Source organism: Flavobacterium sp. NRK F7 (assembly GCF_024054195.1).
GTDB lineage: Bacteria > Bacteroidota > Bacteroidia > Flavobacteriales > Flavobacteriaceae > Flavobacterium.
Window position 1 is genome coordinate 825,879 of the sequence record NZ_JAMXLB010000001.1, and the last position, 12,141, is coordinate 838,019.

The window sequence follows — 12,141 nt, forward strand, 5'->3', positions numbered from 1 at the left end:
TAAAAGATAAAAAAGAGCCAATTTATTTTGGCTCTTTTTTATTCATTCAAATGTTCCCAAATAAAACTATAAAATTCGGCCTCTTTTTCTACATAATTTTTATAATTCGAAACTTTACCATAATGTCCAGCTTTGTCATTTATCAGTAAATAAATCGGATTTTTCTGAGCTTCTCTATTTTGTAATTTGGCAGCAAACTTATATGATTGAAATGGAGGAACTCGATCATCATTTTCAGAAGTGATAATCAAACAAGTAGGGTAATTTACCACTTCTTTAATTTTCTCATAAGGCGAATACGACATAAGTAATTCAAACTCATTTTTATTGTTTGGGTTACCGTATTCATCAAAATGATGGATTCCAGTAGTATATTTATCTAAAGTTGACAGGTCTAATCTGCCAGCAATAGGGATAACCACTTTAAATAAATCGGGTCTCATTGTTAATGCTGCTCCAACCACTAGGCCACCATGAGAAGCACCGGAAATGGCTAATTTATTTGGACAGGTATATTTTTCACTAATTAAAAACTCTGCAGCATCAATAAAATCATTAAAAGTATTAGGTTTGTTTACACCTTTTCCATCTCTATGCCATTTTCTGCCTTTTTCACCACCACCTCTAATTTGTGCAAAAGCGTAAATACCTCCTTTTTCAAGAAAATGCAATAATCCCACATCATATTTAGGATTATTTATAACACCAAAACCTCCATATGCTTCTAATAAAGTAGGATTATTACCATTCAATTCTATTCCTTTTTTATGAACTATGGTGATTGGAACATCCTTATTATCTCTACTTCTATAGTTAATGGTTTTTATTTCAAAATAATCAAAAGGGAAAAGTGTCGGTTTGGGTCGTATAAAAGCATCATAGTATATATTTGTATCTCCAGTTGTAATGTTTAGTTTATAGTTCAAATAGGAAATAGTATACGAATAAAATGTTACGTATAGCTCATTAGTTTTATTATCATAGAAGCGAAAGCTAAAATCCATTTCCATAGGCGCTTCAAATTTTCTAACAAAACTTCCATCATAATTATAAATGGTGATATAATTTCTACCTAAATTTCGATATTTACAAACAATATAATTTTCTAAGAAATAAGAATCAATAAGTAAATGGGAATAAATCTGTGGAATTACAGAGACTTTTTCGTTCTTATTATTCAAATCAAAAAATCGAATATCGCCCCAATCATACTTGTTATCAGTAAAATAGACTTTATTATTTTTATACTTTAGAATAGTAAAATCAGAAGATGCATTATCAATAAATTTAGTAAGGGTAAACTCTTCATCTTCAAGATTAACATAATAATAATTCTTAGCGGTTTCTTCTTTGTTTGTTTCTTCAATAAATAGTTTATTTTCACTTACAAAAAAATTAAAATTACTTTCTTCCTTTGTAGTATCAAAAATTAATTTGTCTTTTTCTTGAATGTCTCTTAGCGTATGATAATATAATTGGTAAGTAGAATCTTTAGCAAAAAAATTTTGATTCGAATTTTTTTTATAAAAAATACCTTGGTCTCCTTTCCAAGAAACATTAGAAAACTTTATGTCTTTTAATACATCATCTAATGGATTTTGAGAGATAATATCTACAAATCGTATTTCATGTCTATCACTACCATCTGGGCTAATTTTATAAGCTAAGTATTTAGAATTTTTAGAGGGATAATAACCATTTAATAATACATTTTCATCTTTATATATTTTATAAGGATTAACCAATTCTAAAGGCATTTCATTTAAATTCTTTTGATAATGTAAAACAGAAGGTTTATTCTTGTCTAGTCTGAAATTTATATAAAAATAGCGTCCTTTTTTAACGGGTAATGAATTGGTTGAAAGAGACCTATAATCTTTTATCTTAAATAAGAAATTGGTTGCTTTTACAACATCATCAAGATGCTTTCTGGAATACGCATTTTGTTCGGCTACCCAATTTGAAACATCATCTGAAGAAGTGTTTTCTAGCCAAGCATAATCATCAGAAATAGTAATTTCATGCATGGTAAAAGAAGAAGTGACTTTCTTGGTAGTTGGATTTTTTTGACAATAAATATTCAATAGAATGAAATAACAAACTAAAAAACAGGCCTTTTTTTGCATGTGTAAGAAATTAAAAATCAAAAATATTCCTTTTTGAATAAGTTGACAATAAATAAGTATTTTTATTTCAATTTAATATATTTGTTTCTACCAAAAACAATAGCATGAAAAAGTACTTTTTCTCTCTTTTTATTTTCTCTACAGTAGTTGTACAAGCACAAACCCTTCCCTTAGAAGAAATCATGAAAGGAGATGATTTTATTGGTCATCAACCCTATAATCAACGTTGGTCTGCAGATGGGAATACGCTTTATTTTGAATGGAATCCCAAAAATGAAATTTCAGGAAGTACGTATTATTGGCAAGCGGGAATGCTTGAACCTAAAGTATTGGATGAAAATACGTTTGATTATTCGACTGTAAATATTGAATCTCAAAGAGAATTTGAAGAAGTATTTTATACGAAAAGAGGCAACTTATATTGTTATGATAAAAAGACAAAAAAAAGCAAACCTATATATCTTTCAAACGAACGCATTTATGCAGTCGAAAGAACGGTTGATCCAGCGATTGTTTTTTTTCAAATGAATCGAAATGTATATCAATTGAATGTCAAAGATTTCTCTTTTAAACAGTTAACCAATTTTAGAACGGGTTCCGAAAGTCCCAAAAAAGAAAAAGAACCTACTTATTTAGAAAAACAACAAGAAGAATTGTTTCAATATATAAAAGATACTAAAGCAAAAAATGATTGGTTTGCCGAAAAATCAAAAAAGAATCCTTCTGATTTACCCAAATCCATCTTTTATGGAAGTGCTTCTTTAGAACAATTAAAACCTTCTCCTGATGGAAAGTTTGTCACCTTTCGATTATCCGATTATACGAATTCCAAAGAAACGAATGTGGAACATTTTATTACGGAAAACGGCTACACAAAAAGTGAATCGGCGCGTTCAAAAGTTTCAGTCACTAACCTAAGTTCACATAGAATGGGAATTTTTGATATCGAAAAAGATACGGTTTATTATGTGTCATTTGCCCATTTATCAGGGATTAAAAAACACCCTGAATACTACCAAGAATATCCAGAATTAAAAGAAAAAGAAGAGTCCGAAAAACCAATCGTTATGGTTGCACCTATATATAATAAAAAAGGAACGAAAGCGGTTTTTGAAGCCAGAAGTCAAGACAATAAAGACAGATGGATTATGACGTTAGACTTAGCGACAGGAAAAATTACAGAAGTAGATCATCAGCATGATGAAGCTTGGATAGGTGGACCAGGAATACCCAACTATTCTTTTGGAGGTGGTGTTTTAGGATTTTTGAATGATGGAGAAACGATTTATTTTCAATCAGAAGCTTCAGGCTACTCTCACTTGTATACTATCAATTTGAATACAAAGAAGAAAAGCCAACTTACAACTGGAAAATGGGAAGTAAGAGAAGCGTCGCTTTCGCTTGACGGAAAAAACTTTTATATAACAACCAATACGAATCACCCAGGAAATAGAGAATTTTACAAGTTAGAAGTTACTTCCAAAAAAATGATCCCTCTTTTAAATGCAGATGGAGCTCATGAAGTGGTACTTTCCCCAGATGAAAAAAAACTTGCCGTACGTTATTCTTATAAAAACAAACCATGGGAAATGTATGTGGCTGATACTAAAGAAAAAACAACATTAAAACAAATTACGCATTCTACTACAAAAGCTTTTGAAGCCTATTCTTGGAAAGCTCCTGAAGTGATTACTTTTAAAGCAAAAGATGGAACTTCAGTAAATGCACGATTGTACCAACCCCAAGAAGGAAATAATAATAAAGCAGCTGTAATTTTTGTTCATGGAGCTGGTTATTTGCAAAATGCACACAATTACTGGAGTTCGTATCACAGAGAATATATGTTTCATAATTTATTATCCGATTTAGGATATACCGTTTTAGATATCGATTATAGAGGAAGTGATGGCTATGGTAAAGCTGTACGAACTGGAATTTACAGGCATATGGGTGGTTTAGATCTATCCGATCAATTAGATGGGAAAGAGTATTTGGTCAATACTTTAGGAATAGACGCCAATAAAGTGGGTATTTACGGTGGATCTTATGGTGGTTTTATTACGCTAATGGCTTTATTAACCCAGCCGAATACATTTAAAGCTGGTGCTGCTTTGCGTTCGGTTACCGACTGGGCGCATTATAATCAAGGTTATACCGCAAACATTTTGAATTTTCCAGAAACCGATAGTATCGCTTATAGAAGAAGCTCTCCGATTTATTTTGCTGAAAACTTACAAGATCGATTACTAATGTTGCATGGTATGGTTGATGATAATGTACAATTTCAAGATGTAGTGCGTTTGTCGCAACGATTTATAGAACTAAAAAAGAAGAATTGGGATTTAGCCATTTTTCCAGTGGAAGAACATGGTTTTCAAGAAACCTATTCTTGGATAGATGAGTATAGTAGAATACTAAACTTGTTTAATGAAACGTTATTAAATAAGGATTAGTTGTTTTTGGCTCTTTTTTTGCATTCAACTCATTATAATTAAAATAGATACCTATGTTTTACAAAATAATTGTTTTATTCTTTAGTCTTTCTATGGCTTCTTGTAATTGTACCAAAGATAGTGTTGCTAATGAAAATGAAATATCAGAAAAAAAAGAAGGAACGTCACAAGAATTTAAATTACCTATACAAGAAGTATATTATCAAAAATGGATTGCAGGTGTTAAAGGAGGAGGAAGTGGTATTGATTTTTATTTGGAATTGCAAAAACCATTAGAGAAAGGTGTTGCTTTAGAAAAAGTGAAGTTTGAATCCTATGAAGCATTTTTCGAAAAAGTCTCTGAAACTTCTTATGTAGCTCACATGAAGACCACTTTAAATGAATTGGTTTTAGATGAAAACCCAAAAAAAGAGTACGGTAATCAAGCCCCTGTTTCTTCTCTTAAACCCAATGAAGCCATTCTTTTTGTCAATGCAAATGGGAAACAGTTGTCGCAACATCTGGAAAATGTAAAAGAAAAGGAGTTATTAGCGTATCCTTCTTCGAAACCTCAAAATACTAAGGAATAAACAAAAGAATTAATTACTTTTGTGAGACATTAATTCACTTTATATTGAGTCTTTATAAAAAGCTTTTAAATCAAACCGCTATTTACGGTATAGCTACGGTTTTACCTAGAATGTTAAGTTTTCTATTGGTTAGACTATATGTCGATTATATGCCAGCGGAAGAATATGGAGAAGTTTCAGTCATTTTTGCCTATTTAATTTTTTTCAATGTAATCTTATCTTATGGAATGGAAACCGCTTTTTTCCGTTTCTATAATACAGAAGAACAAAAACAAAAAGTAATTTCTACCAGTTCGATTTCATTGTTGATTTCAACAGGTGGTTTTCTTCTATTGGGTTTGTTTTTTAGAGAAAACATTGCTCATTGGAGTGGCATAAAAAGCAATTATATTTTTTATACCCTATTAATTTTAGCCCTAGATGCTTTAGTAATCATACCTTTTTCAAAATTACGAGCAGAAGGTCGTCCTATAAAATACGCAGTTATAAAAATTACTAACGTAGCAATCAATTTAGGTTTAAATGTTTTCTTTATTGTACTGTTGCCAAAATGGCAATTTGGGAGTACTTTATTAGAAAAAATATATCTACCAAACTTTCAAATAGGTTATATTTTTATTTCAAATTTAATAGCGAGCTTACTCACTTTAGTAGCTTTGTTACCCGATTATTTTAAGTTACATTGGAAATTTGACACCCTACTTTGGAAACGAATGATGCGTTATGGTTTTCCTATTTTAATCGCGGGAATTGCTTTTGCAATTAACGAACATTTTGATAAAATCCTTTTGGAATGGATGGACGTTCCTTTATCCGATATTGGGGCTTATTCCGCTTGTTATAAAATAGGAATGTTTATGGTACTTTTTAGAACGGCCTACACACTAGGTATTGAACCCTTTTTCTTTAGTCATGCTAAAAATGAAAGTGCGCCACAAACGTATGCAGAAATTACCAAATACTTCGTCATCTTTGGTTCCTTTATTTCCTTAGGAGTTATTGTATTTGCTGATGTTTTAAAGCTACTATTGGTGCCAAAATCTGAATATTGGATTGCTATGGATATTGTGCCTTTAATTGTAATGGCTAATTTCTTTTTAGGGATCTATACGAATCTTTCCGTTTGGTATAAATTAATCGATAAAACAAAAATAGGGGCTTATATTTCCATTGTAGGTGCTTTAGTTACCTTATTACTCAACGTACTTTTAATTCCTTCTATTGGATTTGTAGGTTCTGCCATTGCAACTATTTTAGCATACGGAACGATGATGTTTATTTCCTATACTTTAGGGCAAAAAAAATATCCAATACCCTATGATAAAAATAAAATAGGACGCTATTTAGGACTTTCTACCGTATTAAGTATTTTGTCTTTTTATATTGAAATTCTAAGAGAAACCTATGTTTTTGGAATTGTAGCCTTATTATTTTATGGTTACTTTGTTTATACAAATGAAAAACAATTGTTTGCAAAAGTTTTAAAAAGAAAATAACTGAAAATTTATAAAGGGGTTTTCTAAAAAACAAGTGTAACAAAATCTTAAAAATGTTCGGAACTCCTTATATTTTTTTAACTTTGAAAACTTATTCTTAAAGCACAAAAATGAATATTAAAATTATTAACCGCTCCCAACACGATTTGCCTTCTTACGAAACCATTGCTTCGGCTGGAATGGATTTAAGAGCCAATATATCAGAATCCATAGTCTTAAAGCCTTTAGATAGAGTTATTGTTAAAACGGGTTTATTTATCGAATTGCCTATAGGTTATGAAGCACAAGTGCGTCCAAGAAGTGGTTTAGCTGCTAAAAAAGGAATTACGGTTTTAAATTCACCTGGAACAGTAGATGCCGATTATAGAGGTGAAATAGGGGTTATACTCGTAAATCTTTCAAATGAAGCGTTTACCATTGAAAATGGGGAAAGAATTGCTCAACTAGTCATTGCTAGACATGAAAGAGCAGAATGGATAATCGTTGAAACGTTATCAGAAACATCTAGAGGCGAAGGAGGTTTTGGAAGTACAGGTGTTAAATAAAAGTGCCATTTTTTAAATAGAAACAAAATGAAGAAAATTTTTTATTTTCTGTTTTTCTTAATAAGCGTTGCAATGAATGCTCAAAAAGACCCCTATGATTTTAGTGATTTAGATAATCGCGAAAAAGTAATTTCAAAAGCTAAAACTTCCTCTGCTTTACAAAGAAATTTATTAATTTCTGAGGAATTCAACGGGAAAGATGAATTCATGAATATTGTGTACATAACTAAAGAAGCAGCTGAAAAGAAACTAAAAATTGAAGAAAGGATAATTGAAAGTTTAAATCAAGGAAAAGAATTAAGTATACAAATCAATCCTATTTATAAAGGAAAAAGTTTTGTACCTGAAAAAATCATAATACAAATTTCTGGGGATGAGAATTTCACAGAAGAAATTTTAGTTTGGTAAGCATTAAAAAATAAGATAATGAAAATAATAGTTCCTATGGCTGGGCGAGGATCTCGTTTACGCCCACATACTTTAACCGTTCCTAAACCCTTAATTCCAATCGCTGGAAAACCTATAGTGCATCGATTGGTAGAAGATATTGCCAGAGTTTTAAATCAAGATATTGAAGAAGTAGCTTTTATTATTCATGAAAGTTTTGGTGCTCAAGTTGAAAAGGAATTAATCGAAATTGCACAAAAATTAGGCGCTAAAGGAACTATATATTATCAAAATGAGGCCTTAGGAACGGGTCATGCGATTATGTGTGCCAAAGATTCGTTAAGTGGTCCTGCTGTTATCGCTTATGCAGATACATTAATCAGAGCCGACTTTGATTTGGACACTACGGCGGATAGTGTTATTTGGGTAAAACAAGTAGAAAAACCTGAAGCTTTTGGAGTAGTTAATTTAAATGAAAAGGAAGAAATCATTGAGTTAGTGGAAAAACCAAAAGAATTTGTTTCAGATTTGGCAGTTATTGGAATCTATTACTTTAAAGATATAGCTATTCTCAAAAACGAACTCCAATCGGTACTTGATAATAACATTATTCATGGTGGAGAATATCAAATTAACGATGGAATTAAACAAATGATGCAAAAAGGCATGAAATTTGTACCAGGAAAAGTGGATGAATGGATGGATTGCGGCAATAAAGAAGTAACAGTTGAAACCAATGGTAGAATGTTGCATTTTTTACATCAAGATGGCGAAAATTTGGTTTCCCAAAATATAACATTAGAAAATGCAACCATAATCCCTCCTTGTTATATCGGTGAGGATGTGGTTTTAACAAATGCTACAATTGGTCCAAATGTATCTATTGGTAAAGGCTGTAAAATTACAAATGCTGAAATTTCAAATAGTCTCATTCAAACGCATTCGTATGTTCAAAATGCGAAGCTAGACAATGCCATGATTGGGAACTATGCAAGTTTTGACGGTAATTTTAAAAGTATCAGTATAGGAGATTATTCCGTTTTAGAATAAAGTAAACAATGAGCAAATTAAAAAAAAGAATAAGATATACAATGTGGATGGTTTTCTGTAGCCAAGTCTTATTATTTGCTCAAGAAAACCCAGAAGATATTGTTTTAGCTGAAGATAAAACAGAAAATAATTTTTATGAAAGTGTAAAACAACGCGCTATTGAAAATTATGATAAAGCGATTGTGGCTATAGAAAAATGTATTCAAAGCGATAATACCAATCCTGTTTTTTATCATGAATTAGGAAAAAATTACTTAGACTTAAAACAATATCCTCAAGCCGAACAAGCGTTCCAAAAAGCAGTGGATTTAAACCCTAAAGAAAGATGGTATTGGAATTGTTTATACGATGTCTACTATCAAACAAAAGAATATCAAAAAGCAATTCCTGTTGTTCAAAAACTAATTGAGTTTGATCCTAATCTCAAAGAAGATTTAATTTCTTTGTATATGTATACCAATCAAAGAGATAAAGCATTGGATTTGCTAAAGCAAATGGAAAAAGAAATGGTTTTAAGTAAAACCATGGAATTCTATAAGCTTAAAATTCAAGAATCGAACGCTTTCGCCAAACCTGAAAAAAACGAATTGGAGAAAGCCATTAAGACTAATCCCAAAGAAGAACAGAATTACATTGATTTAATACTATTGTATTCAGAGAGTAATGAAGAAGAGAAAGCTTTTGAGGTCGCTAAAAAATTAGCAGACGCCATACCAAACTCAGATTGGGCAAAAATTAGCTTGTTTAAATTTTATCTTTTAGAAAATAATGGTGCTGAAGCGTCAAAAACTTTATTGACTGTTTTAAAGAACGATAAGGTTGATATGAAAATTAAGCAACGTATGCTGAACGAATTTCTGCTATTTGTGGTAAAAACCAATACCTATGAACCAGAACTCATGCAAGCTGTTGATTATGTTTCTTCTGATACCAATGTGAATTCCCCATTAGAAATTGGTAAATTCTATTTCAACAAACATCTCTTTGATAAAGCGAGTATTTATTTAGAAAAAGGATTAAAAAAAGAACCAGAAAACTTTAATACGGTTTTATTGCTTATCCAATGTTATGATAAAACCCAAAATTATGAAGCTATAGTTAGACTTACTGAAGATTATATTGATTTATTTCCTTCTCAGGCTATCTTGTACTATTATGCAGGTTATGCAAATAATAAAGTAGGGAATTACAAAAAAGGGAAAGGATATTTGGAAGACGGATTAGAGTTTTTAGTAGAAGATGTTGCTTTAGAAAAGGAGTTTTACAAACTTCTAGCAGATGTTTATAAAAACTTAGGTGACCCAAAGAAAGAATCCATTTATTTAGAAAAGGCTAAAGAATTAGAAAAAAGAAAATAATAATGAGAAATTTTTTTCCATTAGTACTAATCGTATTATTGATCTCTTGTAAGAGTAAAAAAGGAATTACAAGCGGGATAGCTGTAAAAGAAATTACTACTTCAAAAATTATTCAAGGACATTATAAAAACAAGCAAGACTTTGAAACAATTGCTATTCGTGCCAATGCAAAATATAAGGATGAAGGACAATCCCATTCTGTAAATGCAGATATTCGAATTCAAAAAGACAAGATGATTTGGATCAACGTTAAGATGTTAGGGTTTCCGCTTGCTAAAGTTTTAATTACTCCTGATAAAGTGAGTTATTATGAAAAAATCAATAACACTTATTTTGAAGGTGATTTCAGTGTTTTAAGTAATTGGTTAGGTACAGATTTGGATTATACCAAAGTGCAAAACTTATTATTAGGCAATGCAGTTGATGATTTGAATGAAGGTAAATATGACAATTCAATTGAAGATAATTTATACAAATTAGTCGAAAAAGGAAACAATGAAACGCAAAAAGAGTTTTATTTTGAATCTTCTCATTTTTTATTGAAGAAAGAGCATATTAGCCAACCAAAGGAAGACAGAAAAGTTGAAGTTCAGTATTCTTCTCACCAAGAACAAAAAGCTATTTTTCTACCCAATGAAATTCAAATCAAGGCCATTCATAAAGAAGAAATTACCATTTCTTTATTTTATAAAAGCATTAGTTTTGATGAAGAATTGAATTTTTCTTTTGAAATACCTGATGGATATGAAAGAGTGGAAGTCAATTAATCGTCTTTTTAAATTAAAAACCAAGTATCTTTGTAAAAACAAATAAAATGAACCGTTTACTTCAAGTCTTATTTTTTTTCTTTCTCTCTTTCGGAGCCTTTGCGCAATTGTCAGAGCAAGAGAAGTTAGAACAACGAAAGGAAGAAATTAATAAAGAAATTGCCGCTTTTAAAGCTTTATTAAAAGTTGAAAATACAAAAGAGAAATCGGTTCTAAACCAAATTGCAGAGCAACGCGCTAGAATTCGTCTAAGTGAACAATTAATTAGCACTACTTCAAGACAAATGAGATTGCTTGATGATGATATTTATTTGAAGCAATTAGAAATTAACAAACTGAATCGCGAACTCAAGATTCTGAAAGAAGATTATGCTAAAATGATTGTAAAATCCTATAAAAGCAGAAATGACCAAAGCAGAATCATGTTTGTTTTGTCTTCTCAAAATTTTTTACAAGCTTACAAACGCATTCAATACATGAAACAGTATGCCAGTTTTAGGAAAATGCAAGGGGAAGAAATAGTTGAAAAACAGCAAAAACTAATAGAGACTAAGAAAAAGCAAGAAGCTAGTAAAAAAGAAAAACAAAAAGCATTAGCTGAAAATTTAGCCGAGAAAAAAGAACTTGAAAGTCAAAAGCAAGAACAAGAAAAGTTAGCGAAAGAACTCCAAAAAAACAAAAAGAAATACACGGCAGAAATCGATAAAAAAGAAAGAGAGAGAAAAGAAATTGATCGAAAAATTAAGAAATTAATTGCAGATGCCATTGCAGCAGCTAATAAGAAAAATGAAAAGAAAACGGGTGTAAAATCTTCAGGTTCTTCTTCTAAATTTGACTTAACTCCAGAAGGGAAAATTGTTTCTGATAATTTTAAATCCAATAAAGGAAAATTACCTTGGCCTGTAGATAAAGGGTATGTTCAACTAAAATATGGTAATTATCAAGATCCAATTCATAAAAATGTAACCCATTTAAATAGCGGAATTGAAATTGCAGCTTTGCCAGGCACTTCGGCAAGAGCTGTTTTTGATGGAGAAGTTCTACAAGTTCAAAAAATTAATGGCGATAAAAAAGCGGTATTCGTTAGGCATGGTGACTTTATTACGGTATACCTAAACCTTGAAACGGTAAGTGTATCAGTAGGTGATAAAATTTCAGTGAAACAAAATCTTGGAAAAATTATTACCGATTCTTCTGGAAAAGCTATTTTGAAATTTATGGTATACCAAAATGCAAATACGTTAAATCCAGAACAGTGGTTGTCTAACAAATAATTTAAAAACTTTAACAAAAACGGCAAAAATACTGTATCCAAGTTAACAAATTGTGGGCGTATGTTTGTAATGGTTAATAGCAGTAATTTTTTCTACTCGAGAAAAAGTTTAAACCC

At 30.8% G+C, this 12,141-nt stretch carries 10 protein-coding genes; 9 read left to right on the forward strand and 1 reads right to left on the reverse strand.

The features are described 5' to 3' along the window. Window positions 1-38 precede the first annotated feature (38 nt). On the reverse strand, window positions 39-2,126 hold the full coding sequence (locus NHF47_RS03485; RefSeq protein WP_252763630.1) for a prolyl oligopeptidase family serine peptidase: 2,088 nt from the start codon (window positions 2,124-2,126) through the stop codon (window positions 39-41). Between the two features lie 104 nt (window positions 2,127-2,230). Between NHF47_RS03485 and NHF47_RS03490 the strand changes: the two genes are divergently transcribed. The 9 genes from NHF47_RS03490 to NHF47_RS03530 all read left to right on the forward strand — a co-directional run bounded on the left by NHF47_RS03490 (window position 2,231) and on the right by NHF47_RS03530 (window position 12,025). Beyond that, window positions 2,231-4,579, forward strand: coding sequence for an alpha/beta fold hydrolase (locus tag NHF47_RS03490; protein ID WP_252763631.1), 2,349 nt, complete (start codon window positions 2,231-2,233; stop codon window positions 4,577-4,579). A 53-nt stretch (window positions 4,580-4,632) separates the two neighbouring features. Continuing rightward, complete coding sequence (locus tag NHF47_RS03495; RefSeq protein WP_252763632.1) at window positions 4,633-5,148, forward strand: hypothetical protein; 516 nt, start codon at window positions 4,633-4,635, stop codon at window positions 5,146-5,148. Between the two features lie 44 nt (window positions 5,149-5,192). Continuing rightward, window positions 5,193-6,644: an oligosaccharide flippase family protein gene (locus tag NHF47_RS03500; RefSeq protein WP_252763633.1), complete on the forward strand. Its 1,452-nt coding sequence runs from the start codon at window positions 5,193-5,195 to the stop codon at window positions 6,642-6,644. Window positions 6,645-6,754: 110 nt separating this feature from the next. Further along, window positions 6,755-7,189, forward strand: a complete 435-nt coding sequence (gene dut / locus NHF47_RS03505; protein WP_252763634.1) for a dUTP diphosphatase — start codon at window positions 6,755-6,757, stop codon at window positions 7,187-7,189. A 27-nt stretch (window positions 7,190-7,216) separates the two neighbouring features. Then, window positions 7,217-7,597, forward strand: a complete 381-nt coding sequence (locus NHF47_RS03510; RefSeq protein WP_252763635.1) for a DNA/RNA non-specific endonuclease — start codon at window positions 7,217-7,219, stop codon at window positions 7,595-7,597. 18 nt (window positions 7,598-7,615) lie between these two features. Beyond that, window positions 7,616-8,626 (forward strand): sugar phosphate nucleotidyltransferase, encoded by a 1,011-nt coding sequence (locus NHF47_RS03515; RefSeq protein WP_252763636.1) that lies wholly within the window; start codon window positions 7,616-7,618, stop codon window positions 8,624-8,626. Between the two features lie 8 nt (window positions 8,627-8,634). Beyond that, the gene (locus tag NHF47_RS03520) at window positions 8,635-9,984 is read left to right on the forward strand and encodes a lipopolysaccharide assembly protein LapB (RefSeq protein WP_252763637.1); all 1,350 of its coding nucleotides are present in this window, start codon (window positions 8,635-8,637) and stop codon (window positions 9,982-9,984) included. 2 nt (window positions 9,985-9,986) lie between these two features. Continuing rightward, window positions 9,987-10,751, forward strand: a complete 765-nt coding sequence (locus NHF47_RS03525; protein ID WP_252763638.1) for a DUF4292 domain-containing protein — start codon at window positions 9,987-9,989, stop codon at window positions 10,749-10,751. A 47-nt stretch (window positions 10,752-10,798) separates the two neighbouring features. Further along, window positions 10,799-12,025, forward strand: a complete 1,227-nt coding sequence (locus tag NHF47_RS03530; protein ID WP_252763639.1) for a murein hydrolase activator EnvC — start codon at window positions 10,799-10,801, stop codon at window positions 12,023-12,025. Window positions 12,026-12,141 lie beyond the last annotated feature (116 nt).

Bases quoted from the DNA above. Each gene is read 5' to 3' on its own strand.
- NHF47_RS03520 (WP_252763637.1), top strand. From the start codon at position 8,635: ATGAGCAAATTAAAAAAAAGAATAAGATATACAATGTGGATGGTTTTC.
- NHF47_RS03485 (WP_252763630.1), bottom strand. From the start codon at position 2,126: ATGCAAAAAAAGGCCTGTTTTTTAGTTTGTTATTTCATTCTATTGAAT.
- NHF47_RS03525 (WP_252763638.1), top strand. From the start codon at position 9,987: ATGAGAAATTTTTTTCCATTAGTACTAATCGTATTATTGATCTCTTGT.
- NHF47_RS03495 (WP_252763632.1), top strand. From the start codon at position 4,633: ATGTTTTACAAAATAATTGTTTTATTCTTTAGTCTTTCTATGGCTTCT.
- NHF47_RS03510 (WP_252763635.1), top strand. From the start codon at position 7,217: ATGAAGAAAATTTTTTATTTTCTGTTTTTCTTAATAAGCGTTGCAATG.
- NHF47_RS03515 (WP_252763636.1), top strand. From the start codon at position 7,616: ATGAAAATAATAGTTCCTATGGCTGGGCGAGGATCTCGTTTACGCCCA.
- dut (WP_252763634.1), top strand. From the start codon at position 6,755: ATGAATATTAAAATTATTAACCGCTCCCAACACGATTTGCCTTCTTAC.
- NHF47_RS03530 (WP_252763639.1), top strand. From the start codon at position 10,799: ATGAACCGTTTACTTCAAGTCTTATTTTTTTTCTTTCTCTCTTTCGGA.
- NHF47_RS03490 (WP_252763631.1), top strand. From the start codon at position 2,231: ATGAAAAAGTACTTTTTCTCTCTTTTTATTTTCTCTACAGTAGTTGTA.